The following is an 18,273-nucleotide window of genomic DNA, read 5'->3' as shown; positions in this document are numbered from 1 at the left end:
CGTAATGTGCGGCCCCGCGAGGGACAACCGTTCGGGGACGCCGTCTCCGAATGGATGCGGTGGATCGCGGATGCACAGGGCAGCGCGGTCCCGACCGGCCGGTATTGCGATCAGCGCCGCAGGAGGAACACGGGATCGGCCCGGTACGACGAAGCCATCCGCGCGAGGCGCGGATGCGGCGGCCCGGATACCCTGGCCTGTAGAGGATGGAGCCCGGAGCCGGCAGCGATCATGGAACCCTCCCTTGGCCGCCCCGGACAGGCGAGCGGCTGGATGGCACATCGCGCGGGTCGCGGATGCGCTCGTTCTTGTAAAATGTAAAATCTGAAATTTAGTATTATCACAAGACACCGGGTTGTCAACCGGATCACGACCGCCGGACGGCCCGGCTCCGCATCGACCTGTCGAGGAGAGAACATGAGGCTGGACAACGAGATCGCCGTGGTCACGGGCGCGGCCGGCGCGATCGGTGCCGAAACCTGCCGGCTGTTCGCCCGCGAAGGGGCCAGGGTCGCGGCGCTCGACCTGGCCGAGGCCGGTGACGGCGACCTCCGCCTGGCCTGCGACCTGGGCGAGGACCGCTCGGTCGCCGCTGCCGCTGACGCGGTCAGGGCGGAACTGGGCGAACCCACCATCGTCGTCCACGCCGCCGCCGCGACCGAGTTCGCCACCACCCTCGCCTCCTCGAGCGAAGCGTTCCGCCGCATCTACGACGTCAACGTCGGTGGCGCGGTGCGTCTCGTCCAGGCCTTCGCGCCGGCGATGGCGGCCGTGCGCCGCGGCGCCTTCACCTTCGTATCGTCGATCAACGGCTACTTCGGCGCACCCGGTCTTGCCGCCTACGCCAGCTCGAAGGGCGGCCTGGACGCGTTGATGCGCACCCTGGCGCTGGAACTCGCGCCCGACGGCATCCGCGTCAACTGCATCGCGCCGGCCTCGATCGACACCCCCATGCTGCGCGCGTCGTTCGAGTGCCAGCCCGACCCCGCTGCCGCGTGCGTGCGCAACGTGCAGCGGCATCCGCTCGGCCGCCTGGGCACGCCGGCCGACGTCGCCGCCCTGCTGCTGTTCCTGTCGTCGCGGGAGGCATCCTGGATCACCGGCGCCAATGTCCCGGTGGACGGCGGCGCCAGCATCGCGCGGCGCTGATGCAACCGTAAGGGCACACTGCGCAGCCCGGGCTTGGCCTGGCCGCACGCCACGCTCCGCCTTCTCCGGACACGGCAGCGCGCGCCCTCTGGCGGCGCCGCGGCCGCGTCCGTATAATCCGCGCCTCGTGGGGCGGTAGCTCAGCTGGGAGAGCGTCGCGTTCGCAATGCGAAGGTCGGGAGTTCGATCCTCCTCCGCTCCACCAATACTCCAAAGCCGACGGGCCTCCCGTCGGCTTTTTTGTTGCCGAAGCGCCCCTTGGTTCGCAGGCGTTTGCGCCTTCTGCGAAGGGCGGTCGTTGCCGCCATCGGCCAGAAGCGGACTGACAGCTCAAGTCGATGCGCTGCATCGCGCTGATCAGGTATTGACAGATTGTCAATAGTGTGACAGCCCGCCACAAACTCCAGATTTTTTTGGTGCTACCTTCCTGCTCTCTTACCCGCGCGCGTGGCACGCCATAAACGCTTGGCGACGATGCCTCCCCCGGCGTTTCATGCAGATCGATTCGATACAAATCGAAGTCGAAACGGCCATGAGTTCAAACATGCAACTGCCTTGTTGCTCGCTCTGACGCTCGCGCTTTTATTGAGCTGAATGAATAGACGGAAATGCCGCCATTCTTCAGGCACAGGGGCCGCCTGATCGGTCTTCGTATTTTGGTGCCCCGCAATGGAGCTCGCCATGATCAAGAAGATACTATTCTCAGCGTTACTGCCAAGCTGCATATTCCTCACCACGCTTCTGTTTCCAGCCGCCCCAGCAAAGGCGCAGGCCTTGCCCGTAAAGGCGACATGCGTGGGCCCGCTGACATTACAGTTCAGCCCAGGACTCGGCTTGCTTCCAAAGCCCACTCATTTGACCGGCTCAGGTATGGTCACCTGCGTCTTCACCGAAGATCTTTCGACCCATACGGCTTTGGTGGAGGACCTTGAGGGGACGGGAGACTTGTCCTGCCTGATCAATGCCGACGCACCTGGCAGCTTACGGCTTGACTGGGATGACACGACCTCAAGCGTAGTCAACTGGAATTTCCTTGAGCTCGGAGAACTCGGCCTTCCCGCAGTGCCGCGGGTATTCGTATTGCAGGGTGAAATAGTCAGCGGAAAATTTGAGGGAAGCGATATGGTGCTGAGCTATAACGATATCCCCAATCTGTCCTATCTGAAGTGCTTGTCTGGCACCTTGGACAAGATCGAAGGCATTCCAACTGGAACGATCATTCAACCGTTGTAATCAGAATAACGTTTGTCCTTGCAGAAGACGGACGGCGCCGGTCGCATCCGGCGCCGTCGTGACGGCGACCTCTATTCCGTTCGGGCGACGGCCGTCACGGGAGATATCGCTGTCGCATCCGTCTTGCCGACGTCTTGCCGACCGGCTCCGCAGCCCCGAATGTCGCGGACGCCGGGTACAGCGCCATGAGCTTGCGTAGCACGCCGTTGGTCCAGCCGAACCCGTCCTGCAGTTCGTATTCGCCGCCGCCACCGGCGCCACCCGTGCCGGTGACGTCGTATTTCTCGACCAGCTTGCCCGTTTCCCGGAACACGGCGATGTTGTGGCGGATCCAGCGCTCGGCGATCGAGGCGGCCAATTCCCGCTCGCCATAGTCGTCCAGGCCCTGGATCGCGATCCATTGCAGGGGCGCCCAGCCGTTGGGCAGGTCCCACTGCTCGCCGGTGCGGACGGTCGTCGCCGCCAGCCCGTGCGGCTGCAGCAACGAGGCGCGCACGCGGGACGCCACCTGCGCGGCCTGGCGGCGGTCGGCGATGCCGAAGAACAACGGATAGAGCGTCGCGGCGGTGACGTTGTCGGTCGGCCGCCCTTCCTGCCACAGGTAGTCCGCGAACACGCCGTTCCCGGCATGCCACAGGTGACGCCGCATCGCGGCCTTGCGCTCGTCGGCGCGCTCTTGCAGCCGTGCCGCGTTGTCCGGCTGCCCTGCGACACGGTAGGCCTCGGCGAGCGTGCGCTCGAGGTTGTAGAGCAGGCTGTTCAGATCGGGCGGCACGATCTCGATGGTGCGTATCGTCTCCAGCGTCTCGCTGTCGGCGAACCAGCGCGAGCTGTAGTCCCAGCCGCTCTCCGCGCCGGCGCGCAGGTTGCGGTAGACCTCCGCGACAGGACGGCCGGACGCGACCGCGGTCGCGACGTCGCGCCCGTAGCTTTCCTCGCGCGGCGTGTCGCAGTCGTCCCAGTAGCGATTGAGCAGCGATCCGTCCGCCAGCCGCACGACGCGCCGGTGCCCCTGGCCCGGCGCGAGCCGCTCGCTGCCCTGCATCCAGAATGCGTACTCCCTGGCGAGCTGCGGCAGGTACGTCGACAGCACCGACGGTCCGTCGCGCTCGGCAAGCAGGTTCACCATGGCGGCGAAGAACGGCGGCTGCGAGCGGCTCAGGTAGTAGGTGCGGTTGCCGTTCGGGATGTGGCCGTAGCGGTCGATGAGCCAGGCGAAGTTCTTCACCATGTCGACGACCAGGTCATGGCGGCCGCTTTCCTCCAGGCCCAGCATCGTGAAGTAGGAATCCCAGTAGTAGATCTCGTCGAAACGACCGCCCGGGACGATGTAGCGATGCGGCAGCGGCAGCAGCGAGGTCCGTGGATCCGCAGCTCCCGGCTTGCGCTCCAGCACGCTCCACAGGGCATCGATGTGCTCGCGCACGTCATGGTCCGGATCGGTCCGGTAGTCGCCGCCCGCCAGCGGCGGCATGACGAACTGCTCGGCGATGAAGGCGCGCAGGTCGAAACCGGACGTGTCGCGGACGTTCTCGTACTCGGCGGCGATGCCGGCCGGCGGCTGCTGCGGCGCCGCGTCCACGAAAGCCTTCTTGTCGGTCAGGACCTCCTGCGCATCCTCGAACAGCTGCCCGTAGAGCTGCGGCAGGCCGGGGACGCAGATGCCGGCCATCGCCGGCGCCTGCAGCGACAGCCAGAGCAGCAGCATCCACGCCGTCGCTCTCGTCCGGCGCATTCCCGAAGCCGCGATCGTATCGTCCGTCATCGACTTTCCTCCCACGCATAGAAGGTGGATCTGCCGCGGCCAGCATAGCGACACGGCAGCGGCTTTGGTCGGAAACCCCGGCGTTTCACGCTGTTTTCACGCTGCAGAGCCGCAACTCCCTTGGCGGCCGCCGCGCGCGATCCATGAACGATCGCACGGCTGCGCCGCTGAAAAAAAACGCACGCGGACTTTCACGCGCCGGGGCCGCCGTTGCCGGCGGACGCAGGCCGCGGGCGCTCGGCACCACGATTTTCCGGGAGGAGCTTTCATGAATCGACTCAGCAGTCCCCGTTGCACGTTGTCGCTCGCGATCGTCGCCGCGTTGTCGCCGGCCTTCGCACAGGCGCAGACGCAGCCGGAACCGAGCGACGCGCCTGCACAGGACACCGCGACGCAATCGACCGCCGACAGGGCGACCACGCTCGACACGGTGGTCGTGACCGGCAGCGCGGCGGGGGGCGTGACGAAGCTGGAGGCGAGCTACAACATCGTCACCGCCAGTGCCGAGGAGATCAGGCAGTCGAACCCCAAGAGCACCGCGGACCTGCTGAAGATCTCCCCGGGCATGTGGCCCGAATCGACCGGCGGCCAGACCGGCGCCAACATCGAGATCGCCGGCTTTCCCGGAGGCGGCGATGCGCCCTACTTCTCCACGCTGCTGATGGGCTCGCCGCTGTACGGCATGCCGACGCTGTCGTTCTTCGAGACCACCTCCCTGTTCCGGCTCGACGACACCATCGAGTCCGTCGAGATCCTGCAGGGCGGCCCGTCGGTGGTGTTCGCCGACGGCCAGATGGGCGCCACCGCCAACTTCTTCCTCAAGACCGGCAGCGAGGTGCCGACCGGCAGCATCGGCGTGACCTACGGCAACGAGGGCCTGTGGCGGCTGGACGGATTCTCCGGTTTCAAGATCGCGGACGGCTGGTACGGCAGCTTCGGCGGCTTCTGGCGCAGCTCGGACGGTGTGCGCAGCCCTGAATTCAAGGCCGACGAAGGCGGCCAGCTGACCGCCACCCTGGCGCGCGATTTCGACCGGGGCACGCTGGTCCTGTACGCGCGCTACCTCAACGACAAGAACCAGTTCATCACGCCGATCCCGCTGATCCAGGTCGGCGAGGACAACTTCAGGGCCTATCCCGGTTTCGATCCGCTGAAGGACACCTACTACAGCCGGGCCATCCAGCACGTGCGCCTGCCCGGCTATCCGGGCGGCGGCACGGAAGCGGACCTGGCCGACGGCCGCGGGGCGAAGTTCTTCTTCTTCGGCGGCAACTTCGATTACGAGTTCGACAACGGCTGGTCGATCAGCGACAGGTTCCTGTTCGACGAAGGCGATGCCGACACCAACGCCCTGTTCTCCGGCAACAACCCGGCGACGCTGGACGACATGCTGTACACCGTCGGCACCCCGGGCGGGCTCGAGCTGCCGGCCGGCTCGGCCACGGCCACCTTCGTCGGCGGCGGCACGGTGCCGGGCGACCAGAGCGTGATCGCGCAGGGCTGGTGGCACATCCACAAGCACCTGAAGAGCATCAACAACGACTTCCGCCTGAGCAAGGAGCTGTTCGAGGGCAATACCCTCACCCTCGGGCTCTACGTCAACCACTACACCATGGACGACAGATGGGCGCTGGGCAACCAGATGCTGATGACCAACGAGCCCAACGCCACGCCGATCACCGTCAGCTACGTCGACGCCGACGGCGTTCTCCGCCAGCGCACCGACGACCAGGGCCTGCTCGACTACGGCACCTTCAACATCGCCCAGCACGGCCGCGCCACCAATACCGCCCTGTACCTGTCCGACTCCTGGCGCATCGGCAAGTGGCTGCTGGACCTGTCCGGGCGCATCGAGAACCAGGACGCGACCAACAACGTCTGCAACCTCACCGAGATCGACCTCGACGGGGATTCCTCGACCGAGTACGACAGCGAGACCTCGATCTGCGACGGCACCTACGCCAGGATCCGCTACGACAAGACCCATCCGTCGTGGACCGCCGGCGCCAACTATTCCTTTACCGAGCGCATGTCGGCGTACGGCCGCGTCAACACCGGCGGGCACTTCGTCGACTTCGACAACGGCATCCGCGGCACCACCGACGGCGACTTCCCGCCGCTGCACAAGATCCGCAACTACGAGATCGGCTTCAAGTACCAGTCGGACCTGTTGTACGCCGACGTCAGCGCCTACCGGCGCAGGTTCAGCGGCCTGCCCTACCAGCCGACCGACAACGCCGGCACGCCCGAGGGCCGCCCGCTGATCTACGGCTCCGACTCCTGGGGCGTCAACTTCATCGGCGCCGTGACGCCGGTCGAGAACCTGCGCCTGCAGCTGGTCGCCAACTACCTCGACGGCGAGTACACCGACTACGACGCCTGCATCGAGTACGTCGACGTCAACGGCGACGACGCCTGCGAGCCGATCGAAGGCAAGCAGCTGCAGCGCCAGCCCAAGCTGCGCTACATGTTCACGCCCAGCTACCGCTTCGCCTTCGGCTGGGGCGACATCCTGCCGTACGTCACCTACACCCACGTCGGCGACCACACCCAGGACCAGTCCGGGCTGCAGCAGCTGGGCTCGTACCACACCTGGGATTTCGGGGTGACGGCCAACGTCGGCATGAACTGGCAGTTCAACGTGCGCGGCACCAACATGACCAACCAGCTGGGCCTGACCGAGAGCAACTCGCGCATTTTCGGCAGCGCCGCCGGCACCGACGGCGTGCTGCTGGCGCGCCCGCTCGAGGGCCGCGAGGTCAACCTGCAGGCGAAGTACATGTGGTGACACCGGAGACGCATGCCGGCAAATGCCGCCGCCGGGCTGCACCGCCATGAGACGATTCCTGCTGGCCCTGTTGCTGTCGTGGATGCCTGGCATCGCAACCGCCGGCGATGTCGACGCGCCGCTGCAGTTCCGGGTGGTGGAAGGCAGCGTGCTCAATGCCTTCCACCGGCAGGGGCCGGTCGCGGCGCACCTGTTGCTCGGTTCCGGTCGCCGGCCGCGCCTGCTGGTCGCGTTTCCGGCCGGCAACAGCGGCGTGGGCGTGTGGTTCGAAGCGACCTCCATGCCGGTGCGATGGACGCTGGGCGAAGTGGAGGGCATCAGCCGACCCGATGCGTCGGGCAGGCCGCTGCACGGCATCGCGGCGGAGGCGAGCGTGGACGCAAGCCGGTTGGTGGTCCGCGACGCGGTGCTGGGCAGCGTGCGCGTGCTGCGCGATTTCCAGCTCGGGACCGCTTATCCGGCGTCGGTCGCCACCCCCGCACAGGTGTCGGCGCAAGGCGTGGCCTGGGCACGAGCGCGCATCGACGGGAAGCCCGGCTATGCGGTCTCGATCGAGCTGCTCGACGGCCGTGTTCATGGCGGCGACGGCACGCCATTGGTGCTGACGCCCGCGCGCGAGGGCGAACCGCTGCGCCTGCGCATCGCCGCGCTCACCGGCGAACAGCCGCTCACCCCGATCGCGGCGGAAGACCTGTTCGACGCGGGCGCCGACCGTGATCCGCGCAGTCGCCAGGCGCTGCAGTTCCTGAGCTATCGGGAGAAGTTCCTCGCCGGCTCCTGGCGCTTCAATACCTACTTCGGCCGCGACACCTTGATGTCCCTGCGGCTGTTGCTGCCGGGCCTGCAGCCGGCGGCGATCGAGGACGGCCTGGCCTCCGTGCTCGAGCGGCTCGACGCGCAGGGCGAGGTGGCGCACGAGGAAGACATCGGCGAATTCGCCCTCCTGCGCCGTCGCGAGGACGATGCCCCGGGAGCCGGGACGGACGATACGCCGATCTACGACTACGCCATGATCGACGACGACCTGATGCTGGCGCCCGTGGCCGCGGCCTATCTGCTCGATCGTCCGCAAGGCCGTACCCGCGCCGCCGCGTTCCTCGCGCGCACGACCACGGCCGGCGAGCCGCTCGGCGCGGCGCTGGCGCGCAACTTCGACTTCGTTCTCCGATCGGCGCGGGCGTTCTCGCGACGACCCGTCGCCGGCCACCTGGTCTCGCTCAAGCCGGGCCGCAACACCGGGCAGTGGCGCGACAGCCAGGAGGGACTGGCCGGCGGCCGCACCCCCTACGACGTCAATGCGGTGTTCATGCCGGCGGCACTCGATGCGATCGCACGCTTCCAGCGAACCGACCTGCTGAAGCCCTATGCCAACGCGGAACAGCGACAGGCGTTTTCCACCGCCCGCGACCAGGCCGCCGTCTGGTCGCGGCAGGCCCCGCCGCTGTTCCGGACGACGCTGACGGCGCCGGCCGCCCGCGAGGCGATCGTCCGCCATGCCCAAGCGCAGGGCATCGATCCGGCGCCGGCGCTGGCCAGCGTTCCGCACGCCGGACTGCGCTTCGATGCGCTGGCGCTGGATGCGGCAGGCAGGCCGATCCCGGTCCTGCATTCCGACGGCGGCTTCGCCCTGCTGTTCCTGGAGCCGGAGCCGCAGGTCCTGGAGACCCTGGTCGAGAACATCCTGCGCCCCTTCCCCGCCGGCCTGCTGACCGGCGCGGGCCTGCTGGTCGCCAATCCGGCTTATGCCGACGCCGGCATCGCCGCGGAATTCGGCCGCACCGCCTATCACGGCACCGTGGTCTGGTCGTGGCAGCAGGCCTTGCTGGCCGCCGGACTGGCGCGCCAGTTGCAGCGCGACGACCTGCCCGCCGCGTCCCGCACACGGCTGCGGGACGCGCAGCGACGCGTGTGGCGCGTGATCGACGCCACCCGGGCGATACGCACCTCGGAGCTGTGGTCCTGGTCGTACGACGACGGCCGCTACCGAATCGAGCCCTTCGGCCAGAGCAGCGGCGATGCCGACGAATCCAACGCCGCGCAGCTGTGGAGCACCGTCTACCTGGCGATTCCGCCGCCGGCGCCGGAAGACGCACGGCACGAGCCGGAACCGCGCCGATCCGTCCCGCCGATCGTCTCCGCGGTCCCGTAGCCGATCCGCGATCCGGGCCGGAACGCTTTCATCGCCGGTCCGCGTCCTGGGCGGCTCCGGCCGCAGCATCCGCCGCGGCCCGGCCTGGAAACGGACGGTGTGGATAAACGCGGCACCACGTGACTGCAAGAGCCGTTCCGTTTGGGAAAGCGCCGCCTCCGTGCGAAAATACCCGGCTACGGCCCCGTAGCTCAGCTGGATAGAGCGTCCCCCTCCTAAGGGGAAGGTCGCACGTTCGAATCGTGCCGGGGTCGCCAGAAGCCAGGAACGAGTGGAGAGGAACGAGAAACGAGAGAAGGCGCCGATCCGCGCCTGCATCGTCTCCGTATCCGTCGCCGCCGCCACTACGACCGGGCCGTAAAGCCCCGCCACTCGTTCCTCGTTCCTCTCCACTCGTTTCTCGTCTCGTCCACAGGAGCCCTTGATGCCTCATCCCGTCCTCACCGCCCTCGACCTCACCGGCAACGAATCCGGCACCTACCTCGGCAACGGCGAATGGTCGAACGACGCCTCCGCCGGCCTGCTGGAGCCGGTCAACCCGACCGATGGCGAGGTGCTGGCGCAGGTGCGGGGCACGTCGCAGGCCGACTACGAGACCGTCGTCGCGCGCGCCCAGGCCGCCTTCAAGGTCTGGCGCACGACGCCGGCGCCGCGTCGCGGCGAGGCCGTGCGCCTGTGCGCCGACGCCCTGCGCCGCAACAAGGACGCGCTCGGCTCGCTGGTCGCCCTGGAGATGGGCAAGTCGAAGCCCGAGGGCGACGGCGAGGTGCAGGAGATGATCGACATCGGCGAGTTCGCCGTCGGCCTGTCGCGCCAGCTCTACGGCCTGACCATGCACAGCGAGCGCCCCGGCCATCGCATGTACGAGCAGTGGCATCCGGTCGGCGTGGTGGGCATCATCAGCGCGTTCAACTTCCCGGTGGCGGTGTGGGCGTGGAACGCGTTCGTGGCCGCGGCCTGCGGCGACATCTGCATCTGGAAGCCGTCGCCGCGGACGCCGCTGTCGGCGATCGCGTCGATGAAGATCTGCAACGAGGCGCTGAAGGAAGGCGGATTCCCCGACATCTTCTTCCTGATCAACGACGCCGGCACCGAACTGGCGCAGCAGTTCGTCGACGACCGCCGCATTCCGCTGATCAGCTTCACCGGCTCGACCAGGATCGGCCGCCAGGTCGGCGAGCGCGTCGCCAGGCGCATGGGCCGTTCGCTGCTGGAGCTGGGCGGCAACAACGCCATCATCGTCGAGCAGAGCGCCGACCTCGCGCTGGCGATCCCGGCGATCGTATTCGGCGCGGTCGGCACCGCCGGCCAGCGCTGCACCTCGACCCGGCGCCTGATCGTGCACGCCTCGATCTACGACACCGTGCTGGAGAAGCTGGTCGCCGGCTACAAGCAGGTGGAGAAGCGGATCGGCGATCCCACCGACCCCGCCAACCTGATGGGTCCGCTGAACAGCGCCGAAGGCGTCCAGGCGTACCTGGCCGCGATCGAGAAGGCCAAGGCGGCCGGCGGCACCATCGCCAGCGGCGGCGCGGCGCTGAGCGACCGCAAGGGCAACTTCGTGCTGCCGACCCTGATCACCGGCCTGGGCAACGACAGCGAGATCGTGCAGACCGAGACCTTCGCCCCGATCCTGTACATGATGAAGTACGAGGACCTGGACGAGGCCATCGCCATGCAGAACGCCGTGCCGCAGGGGCTGTCGTCGGCGATCTTCACCACCAACCTCAAGGTCTCCGAGGCCTACCTGTCCGCGGCCGGTTCCGACTGCGGCATCTCCAACGTCAACATCGGCACCTCCGGCGCCGAGATCGGCGGCGCCTTCGGCGGCGAGAAGGAGACCGGCGGTGGCCGGGAGTCGGGCTCGGACGCGTGGAAGGCCTACATGCGCCGGCAGACCAATACCATCAACTATTCGGACGCGATGCCGCTGGCGCAGGGAATCAAGTTCGAACTCTGAGCAACCCCTTAACCTGAGCCCGAGGCGAGCCATGAGCACACCGACGCGACAGAGCCACCCGCTGGCGGTGATCAGCCTGATCTCGGGCATATTGGGGATATTGCCGTTTCCGCTAATGGCCAGCCTGGTCGCGGTGGTCACCGGACACCTGGCGCGCGCCGAGATCCGGCGCGCGCCGGAGCGCTACGAGGGCGACGGCCTGGCGCTGGCCGGGCTGATCCTCGGTTACGCGATGATCGTCCTGTCGCTGGTGCTGCTGACCGCACTGGTGCTGTTCTTCGGCGGCCTGGCGTGGATGGGGATGCTGGACTGACATGTACGGCATCGCCCGTCCGCTGCTGTTCCGCCTGGATCCGGAACGGGCGCATGCGCTGGCCTTCACGGCGCTGGAAGCGGCCTGGCGCAGCGGCCTCAATCCGCTGCTGAGCGGGCGCCGCCGCGCGTTCCCGGTGCAGGCCTTCGGCCTGACCTTCCCCAATCCCGTCGGTCTCGCCGCCGGCCTGGACAAGAACGGCGCCCATGTCGACGCGCTGCTGGCGCTCGGTTTCGGCTTCGTCGAGGTCGGCACGGTGACCCCGAAACCACAGGCGGGCAATCCGAAGCCGCGGATGTTCCGCCTGCCCCGGCATCGCGCCATCGTCAACCGGCTGGGCTTCAACAACGACGGCGTCGACGCGCTGGTCGCCAACGTCGGCCGCGCGCGCCGCCGCGGTGGCCTGCTCGGCATCAACATCGGCAAGAACAAGGACACGCCGAACGAGGACGCCGCCCGCGACTACCTGCACTGCCTGGAGCGGCTCTATCCGCTGGCCGATTACCTGACCGTCAACATCTCCTCGCCCAACACCGCCGGCCTGCGCGAGCTGCAGGAGGAACAGGCGCTGCGGCGCCTGGTCGGCACCCTGCGCGAGGCACAGGAGCGGCTGGGCGCGCGGCACGGCCGGCGGGTGCCGATGCTGGTCAAGATGGCACCCGACCTCAGCGACGAGGACATCGAGGCTGCCGCCCGGGTGCTGTCGGACCTGCAGGTCGACGGCGTGATCGCCACCAACACCACCGTCTCGCGCATCGCCGTGCAGGAGGATCCGCGCGCGCGCGAGACCGGCGGCCTGTCGGGCGCGCCGCTGATGGACAAGTCGACCGCGGTCCTGCGCATGCTGCGCACGCGCCTGCCCGAGTCGATCCCGCTGGTCGGCGTCGGCGGGATCCTGTCCGGTGCCGACGCGGTCAAGAAGATGGCGGCCGGCGCCAGCCTGGTACAGGTCTACACCGGGCTGATCTATCGCGGCCCGGAACTGATCGGCGAATGCGTGGACGCGATCCGGCGCCGCAAGGAAGCGCCGAGCCGCGGCAACCTCCCTCCGAGTCCGGCATGAGCCCCGCGTATCGACTGGCCGAGCGCGCCCCGCTGCAGGCGCGCAACACCTTCCGCGTGCCCGCCACCGCGGACCTGCTGGTGGAGGTGCGCGACGCCGCGTCGCTGCCGGAGCTGTTCGGCAATGCCATGCTGCGCGACGGCCCGGTGCTGGTGCTCGGCGGCGGCAGCAACCTGCTGTTCGCGGCTGATCCGCCCGGCGCGGTGCTGGCGCTCGGCGGCCAGCAGATCCGCTTGCTGGCCGACGACGGCGACACCGCGATCGTGCGCGCCGATGCCGGCGTCGACTGGCACGCGCTGGTGCTGTGGACGCTCGGCCGCGGCCTGGCCGGGCTGGAGAACCTGGCGTTGATTCCCGGCACCGTCGGCGCCGCGCCGATCCAGAACATCGGCGCCTACGGCGTCGAGGTGCGCGAGCGCATCCACGTGGTCGAAGCCTTCGATCGCAAGGACCGGACGTTGCGCCGGTTCGACCGCGACGCGTGCGGGTTCGCCTATCGCGACAGCCGCTTCAAGCGCGAGCCGGAGCGGCACGTGGTCGCCGCGGTGGAGTTCGTGCTCTCGCGCACGCCGGCACCGCGGCTCGACTACGCCGGCGTCGGTGCCGAACTCGCCGCGATGGGCATCGACCGGCCGACCGCCTCGCAGATCGCCGAGGCGGTCTGCCGGATCCGCAGGCGCAAGCTCCCGGATCCGGCGGTGACCGGCAACGCCGGCAGTTTCTTCAAGAATCCGATCATGCCGCTGGCGCAGGCGGAATCGCTGCAACGCGCGCACCCTGCCCTGCCGGCATTCCCCGGCGGCGACGACGCCAGTCGCAAGCTCTCGGCCGCCTGGCTGATCGACGCCTGCGGCTGGAAGGGCCATCGCGAAGGCGACGCCGGCGTGTCCGGCCGCCATGCGCTGGTGCTGGTCAACCACGGCGGCGCCGGCGGAGCGCAGTTGCTCGATCTCGCCCGCCGCATCGCGGCATCGGTGCAGGAACGCTTCGGCGTGGCGCTGGAACCCGAGCCGCGGATCGTCGGCGCGACATGGTGAACCGTCCCCCGTAGAGCGGAGCTTGCTCCGCTACGCGGGCTCCGGAGCCGGGAGCAGCGGAGCAAGCTCCGCTCTACGGGCGATCCCTTCGACAGTCTTCTGACCTGCCTTTTCATGCCAGTTTCGCAACCCACCCGCGCCGCCCTGCTGATGCTCGGCAGCACCCTGTTCTTCGCGATGATGGTGATCGCGATCCGGCTGGCTTCGGAAACCCTGCACACGTTCGAGATCGCGTTCTTCCGCAACTTCTTCGGCCTGGCGGCGGCGCTGCCGCTGCTGATGCGCCGCGGCCGCGGGATCGGTTTCCTGAAGACCGCGCAGCTGCCGCGTTATTTCGTGCGCTGCCTGATCGGCATGCTGTCGATGTTCTGCGGGTTCTGGGCGATCGGCAACCTGCCGCTGGCGCAGGCGGTGTCTCTGTCCTACTCGACCCCGATCTTCGTCACCATTGCCGCGGTGATCTTCTTGCACGAGCAGGTGCGTGCGCGGCGCTGGACCGCTGTGGGGCTCGGCTTCCTCGGCGTGCTGGTGATCCTGCGCCCCGGCAGCGGCGAATTCACTCCGGGGATGCTGGTCGCGGTGGCCGCGGCGATGCTGAGCGGGCTGGTGGCGATCCAGATCAAGGAACTCTCGCGCACCGAGCCGGCCGACCGCATCGTCATCTGGACCACGCTGTTCTGGGTGCCGATGTCGCTGCTGCCGGCACTGGCGGTGTGGGAATGGCCACAGGGCGCCACCTGGATCTGGGTGGTCGCCTCCGGCGTGCTCGGCACCGGCGGCCACATGCTGTGGACCCGCGCGCTGAAACTCGGCGAGGTCTCGGCGCTGACCCCGATCAGCTTCATGCAGCTGCCGGTGGTGGCGTTGTTCGGCTGGGTGCTGTTCGGGCAGACCGTCGACGCCTGGACCATCGCCGGCGCAACGATCATCTTCGTCGCCAATGCCTACATCGCCCATCGCGAGGCCCGGTTGGCGCGGCGCGCCGCGACCAGTGCACCGATCGAGGCCGCCAAGCCGGGCGAATGAGCCCACCCGGGATTGCCATCCATCTTCCGTAGGAGCGCGCCATGCGCGCGATGCCGGTGATGCCGGCAGGATCCGGTGGATGCCGCGATTCTGGACCGGCAGGCGCGCCGGTCACCGGAATTTGCGGGCGGCGCGATGCCCGCGGCATCGCGCGCATGGCGCGCTCCTACGGAGGCGGCCATGTGCCGCCGGGAAGGCACCAAAAAGAGGGCCCGCCGATGGCGGGCCCTCGCACGTACCGCGACGGAATCGCTGCCTACGGCGTGACCGTCAACCTGATCGGTCCCGCCGCCTTCGGCGTGACCGGATCGTTGCTGGACACGCACAGGTTCGCCGAGTAGATGCCCGGCGTCAGGCCGGCGCTGCTCACGGTCGCACGGAGCGGACGCGTCGCCCCCGGCGCCAGGCTGCCCGCCGCCGGAACCGCAGCGCCCATCCACGGCGCGCCGCATTCCACCGTCCCGTCGATGCGCATCGCCAGGCCTCCGAACGCCGTATTGGCGGTCCATACGCCGGTCCCGGCCGGTCCCGGAACGATCGTCATGAAGCCGCCGCTGCTGTCGTTCGACGCGAACCAGAGCCAGCGGTTCGCGGTGGTCGTCCGTGCATTCACCACCAGCCAGTAGCGCCCTGCCGGCAGGGTGACGCTCTGCCCGGCCTGCTGGAGGTCCAGCCCGACGTTGTTGATCTGTCCCGAGCCGCCAATGGAGATCCCGGCACTGGTCGGCGCCGCCGTATAACGCCAGACCGCCGCGTCGGGAGAGGTCTGTGGATTGCCTGCCGGAACGCCGCCCGCATCCGGGAAGATGCTCCAGGTCAGTTCCGAGGTCACGGCCGCCAGCGACGCGGACGCTGCCGTGAACCCTTCCGTGTAGATCGACGTCAGCGTGGTGTCTCCCACCAGCGTGAAGTCGTCGCTGGCGAAAAGCGCCGGAGTGACATTGTCGGTGAGAAAACTGCTGTTGAATCCGCTATTGACGGCGCCACGCGGCGCGTCGGCCAGGTTCAACGTGGCGATCCCGGTGTTGTCGACCGAGTAGCTGAGGGTGGAACCGCCGATGTTGCCCACCTGGCTGTTCGCGCTCCCGAGCCGACCCTGGGCCAGCGAAACCTGGACGAGATCCGGCAGCTGGATCTCCGGCGGAGGCACCGACACCGCCACCGGCAGGCGCAGCGTCGGACCCGCCTGCTGCGCAGGCCGTGCGGCCGGCTCCAGCACGACCGTGCCGAAATGCCAGCTGCCGTCCGGCGGCAGCGCGTCGCTGTCGACCATGATCCGCACCGTCCGCGTGCCACCGGCCGGTATCTTGACGATCCGCGGCGTGACCATGCCCTGCAGTCCCTGCAGCTCCGCCCGGAACGCCTGCGCGCGCGGCAGCGTGTTGCGGAAGGTGCGCAGGAACACGCAGCTCCGGAAGCAGCTCCCGCTGGCAAGACTCGGCTGGTTGAGCGCGGCCGGATCGCCGTCGTCCGCCGGATTGGCGGCCAGGTAGTTGTCGGCGGTCTCGTCCAGCACCAGCCCGGCGTTGATCGCCTGGTCGACGCGGATGCGGCCGCCGCCGCGACCGAACGGATCGGCCAACGTCACCTCGTCCTCGGTGAACACTTCCTGCTTGGCGGTCATCACCAGCGCCGACTTGATCTCCGGCATGGTCCAGTCCGGCCGCGCCTGGCGCACCAGGCCGGCGGCACCGGCCTGGTGCGGCGATGCCATCGAGGTGCCGTTCTTCAGTCCGACCAGCTGTTCGAAGCCGGTGATGGTGGTGCCCGCGTCCGCGGCCAGGATGCTGACACCGGGCGCGGTCACGTCCGGCTTGAGCAGGTCGAAGTCGCCGGCCGGTCCGCGCGAGCTGAAGTCGCCCAGCGCATCGGCCGTGTTCGGCAGCGGTACCGCGGGGAAACCGATCATCGCGGTGGTGTCGGGATGCGCCCAGGCGAAGTCGCGCAGGGCGTCGCCGTCGGCCTGGGTGATGCCGAAGGCCGGGATGGTGGTATCCGGCACCGAGGGGATCAGCCCGCCCTCGTCGTTGTTGGAGATCACCGCCGCCACCGCACCGGCCGCGGCGGCGTTGTTGGTCTTGATCGTGAACGCGCAGCCGCCGCGGCGCATCACCGCGATCGCCCCGGCGAAGCTGTCCGCGGGATAGGCGGCGCAGCCGTCTGCGGCACCGTCGAAATCGGCGCTGACGACGAGCGGGGTCGTCCCCGGGATCGCCGTGGTATGCGGCACGCCGTTGCTGCCCTCGTTCAGCACGATCGGCGCCAGCGGTTCCGGCACCGGCGCCGGTCCGGTGACGTGCAGCAGGACCGCGAACGCGCCGCGGCCGTGCTGGGCAGCGGCGGTGGAGGACACCCATGGCTCCAGGTGGCCCATCGTGTTCGGGCCGGGGCCGCTGTTGCCGGCGGACGCGGCGATGTAGATGCCGGCATCGACCGCGCCCAGGAACGCCAGCGAGACCGCCTCGCTCCACGGCTGCGAACCGCCGCCGATCGAATAGTTGATGACGTCGACCACGCCGTCGGCGATCGCCTGGTCGATTGCGGCGACCGCGGACACGTTGGGACACAGGCCCTGCCCGGTGGCCGTGTTGGTGTAGCAGATGTCGAAGGCGACGATGTTGGCGCGCGGCGCCACGCCCGAGATCCGGCGCGCATTGCCGCGGTAGTCGACGTCGCGGCGGTTGCCGCCCGCGGTCGAGGCGACGTGGCTGCCGTGGCCGTTGCTGTCGCCGAAGCCGGGCTCCTCGCGGACGTTGGCCTGGCCGCACAGGTTGCCCGGCGCTTCGCAGACGAAATCGTAACCGCCGATCAGCTTGGCGTTGCAGCGCCCGTCGTCCACCCCGCCCGTGGCGCAGGTGCCGAGATGGTTGCCGGCGCCGAGCGGGTTGACGTGCTGGTAGCCGTCCACCGGATCCTGTCCGGCGAACGAGGGGCTGCCGAAGTTGATGCCCGAGTCGAGGATGCCGAACACAATGCCCTCGCCCTGGTAGGCGGCCGCGGCGCCGGGATTGCTGCCGTCCCAGACCGGCTCGGCGCCGATCAGGGCCGGACCGGTGTCGGTGTCCATCACGTACTCGCGGTATTCCTCGACCAGCAGCACGTCAGGCCGTTCGCGGATGCGGTCGGCTTCGCCGCCGCCGAGGTCGGCGACGATGCCGTTCACCGCATGCTGCATGCGCTCGCGCACCGCCAGCGGACGGCCGAGGTCGCGGGCGATGTCGCCTTCGAGCTCGAACTGGCGGCCGCGCAGGTAGCTCACGTAGTTCCGCGCGCGCGCGCTCTTGCTGTCCAGGCGCAGCTTGCCGCGCGCGCCGGCGCTGCGCTGCGGTGCCGGCAGGCCGGACACGCCGCCGCGGTAGGCGCCGAGCGCAGGCTCGCGAAACACCACCACATAGGTGCCGCCATCGTCGCGGCCGCGGCCCGGCACCACGGCCGGATTCGCGACGCCGGCACGACCGCCGGACTGCGCGGCACTCGCGGCGACCGCGGCCCCCGCCTGGCCGGCCGCCGCAATGGTGGCGGTGGCGCCGCGCTGGGCGGCGCCGAAATCGATGGTGCTGGCACCGGCAACGGCGGCCAGCGCTACCAGCGCGGCCACCGCACCCCACTTCTTCGTTCGTGACATGTCGTTTCCCCGGAAAGATATCGGCAACGCGATCGGGACGGGACAGCCGGAACACCGGATTTCCGCCGATCGGGACAATTGGCTCGACACTCACCGGCGCCCCTGTCCGCCGGGCGGCGCCGACTTGCAGGTCGAGCGCCGGATCCGACTCTACACCCGGATCGG

The 18,273-nt window shown here is 68.9% G+C and carries 11 protein-coding genes and 2 tRNA genes; 11 read left to right on the top strand and 2 right to left on the bottom strand.

The genetic code is table 11. From position 1 onward, the window contains the following. Positions 1-417: 417 nt before the first annotated feature. From AB5T46_RS04290 to AB5T46_RS04280, 3 genes are all read left to right on the top strand, one after another. Positions 418-1,149 carry an SDR family NAD(P)-dependent oxidoreductase gene (locus tag AB5T46_RS04290; protein WP_370562617.1) on the top strand — a complete coding sequence of 244 codons (732 nt, stop codon included), beginning with the start codon at positions 418-420 and terminating at the stop codon, positions 1,147-1,149. 129 nt (positions 1,150-1,278) lie between these two features. Beyond that, a tRNA-Ala gene (locus tag AB5T46_RS04285) sits at positions 1,279-1,354 on the top strand. 476 nt (positions 1,355-1,830) lie between these two features. Beyond that, a complete protein-coding gene (locus tag AB5T46_RS04280; protein WP_370562616.1) occupies positions 1,831-2,382 on the top strand; it encodes a hypothetical protein in 552 nt (183 codons plus the stop codon). Positions 2,383-2,476: 94 nt separating this feature from the next. On the opposite strand, the gene treF is transcribed toward AB5T46_RS04280, so the two are convergent. Then, the gene (treF, locus tag AB5T46_RS04275) at positions 2,477-4,147 is read right to left on the bottom strand and encodes an alpha,alpha-trehalase TreF (protein ID WP_370562615.1); all 1,671 of its coding nucleotides are present in this window, start codon (positions 4,145-4,147) and stop codon (positions 2,477-2,479) included. Between the two features lie 268 nt (positions 4,148-4,415). Between treF and AB5T46_RS04270 the strand changes: the two genes are divergently transcribed. The 8 genes from AB5T46_RS04270 to AB5T46_RS04235 all read left to right on the top strand — a co-directional run bounded on the left by AB5T46_RS04270 (position 4,416) and on the right by AB5T46_RS04235 (position 14,483). Next, entirely contained in the window at positions 4,416-6,935 is a 2,520-nt protein-coding gene (locus tag AB5T46_RS04270) for a TonB-dependent receptor (protein ID WP_370562614.1), read from the top strand. A gap of 46 nt (positions 6,936-6,981) precedes the next feature. Next, positions 6,982-9,084 (top strand): glucosidase family protein, encoded by a 2,103-nt coding sequence (locus AB5T46_RS04265; protein ID WP_370562613.1) that lies wholly within the window; start codon positions 6,982-6,984, stop codon positions 9,082-9,084. 180 nt (positions 9,085-9,264) lie between these two features. Beyond that, a tRNA-Arg gene (locus tag AB5T46_RS04260) sits at positions 9,265-9,341 on the top strand. A 167-nt stretch (positions 9,342-9,508) separates the two neighbouring features. After that, positions 9,509-11,044, top strand: coding sequence for an L-piperidine-6-carboxylate dehydrogenase (amaB, locus tag AB5T46_RS04255; protein ID WP_370562612.1), 1,536 nt, complete (start codon positions 9,509-9,511; stop codon positions 11,042-11,044). A gap of 31 nt (positions 11,045-11,075) precedes the next feature. Then, a complete protein-coding gene (locus tag AB5T46_RS04250; protein ID WP_370562611.1) occupies positions 11,076-11,357 on the top strand; it encodes a DUF4190 domain-containing protein in 282 nt (93 codons plus the stop codon). 1 nt (position 11,358) lies between these two features. Further along, positions 11,359-12,420, top strand: coding sequence for a quinone-dependent dihydroorotate dehydrogenase (locus AB5T46_RS04245; RefSeq protein ID WP_370562610.1), 1,062 nt, complete (start codon positions 11,359-11,361; stop codon positions 12,418-12,420). Next, entirely contained in the window at positions 12,417-13,457 is a 1,041-nt protein-coding gene (gene murB, locus AB5T46_RS04240) for a UDP-N-acetylmuramate dehydrogenase (RefSeq protein ID WP_370562609.1), read from the top strand. The genes AB5T46_RS04245 and murB overlap by 4 nt, the downstream gene beginning before the upstream one ends. Positions 13,458-13,571: 114 nt before the next feature. After that, the gene (locus AB5T46_RS04235; RefSeq protein ID WP_370562608.1) at positions 13,572-14,483 is read left to right on the top strand and encodes a DMT family transporter; all 912 of its coding nucleotides are present in this window, start codon (positions 13,572-13,574) and stop codon (positions 14,481-14,483) included. Between the two features lie 256 nt (positions 14,484-14,739). Here the strand turns inward: AB5T46_RS04235 and AB5T46_RS04230 are convergent, their stop codons facing one another. Next, complete coding sequence (locus AB5T46_RS04230) at positions 14,740-18,108, bottom strand: S8 family serine peptidase (RefSeq protein ID WP_370562607.1); 3,369 nt, start codon at positions 18,106-18,108, stop codon at positions 14,740-14,742. Between the last annotated feature and the right edge of the window lie 165 nt (positions 18,109-18,273).

The organism is Luteimonas salinilitoris (genome assembly GCF_041300785.1).
Taxonomy (GTDB): domain Bacteria; phylum Pseudomonadota; class Gammaproteobacteria; order Xanthomonadales; family Xanthomonadaceae; genus Luteimonas; species Luteimonas salinilitoris.
Note: the sequence above shows the minus strand (reverse complement) of the source record. Positions and strands in the feature narration are given on the sequence as shown.

What these genes read in the sequence shown, in the direction of transcription:
- treF (WP_370562615.1), bottom strand. Translation starts at nt 4,147, where the DNA reads ATGACGGACGATACGATCGCGGCTTCGGGAATGCGCCGGACGAGAGCG.
- AB5T46_RS04280 (WP_370562616.1), top strand. Translation starts at nt 1,831, where the DNA reads ATGATCAAGAAGATACTATTCTCAGCGTTACTGCCAAGCTGCATATTC.
- AB5T46_RS04265 (WP_370562613.1), top strand. Translation starts at nt 6,982, where the DNA reads ATGAGACGATTCCTGCTGGCCCTGTTGCTGTCGTGGATGCCTGGCATC.
- AB5T46_RS04235 (WP_370562608.1), top strand. Translation starts at nt 13,572, where the DNA reads ATGCCAGTTTCGCAACCCACCCGCGCCGCCCTGCTGATGCTCGGCAGC.
- murB (WP_370562609.1), top strand. Translation starts at nt 12,417, where the DNA reads ATGAGCCCCGCGTATCGACTGGCCGAGCGCGCCCCGCTGCAGGCGCGC.
- AB5T46_RS04230 (WP_370562607.1), bottom strand. Translation starts at nt 18,108, where the DNA reads ATGTCACGAACGAAGAAGTGGGGTGCGGTGGCCGCGCTGGTAGCGCTG.
- AB5T46_RS04245 (WP_370562610.1), top strand. Translation starts at nt 11,359, where the DNA reads ATGTACGGCATCGCCCGTCCGCTGCTGTTCCGCCTGGATCCGGAACGG.
- AB5T46_RS04270 (WP_370562614.1), top strand. Translation starts at nt 4,416, where the DNA reads ATGAATCGACTCAGCAGTCCCCGTTGCACGTTGTCGCTCGCGATCGTC.
- AB5T46_RS04250 (WP_370562611.1), top strand. Translation starts at nt 11,076, where the DNA reads ATGAGCACACCGACGCGACAGAGCCACCCGCTGGCGGTGATCAGCCTG.
- AB5T46_RS04290 (WP_370562617.1), top strand. Translation starts at nt 418, where the DNA reads ATGAGGCTGGACAACGAGATCGCCGTGGTCACGGGCGCGGCCGGCGCG.
- amaB (WP_370562612.1), top strand. Translation starts at nt 9,509, where the DNA reads ATGCCTCATCCCGTCCTCACCGCCCTCGACCTCACCGGCAACGAATCC.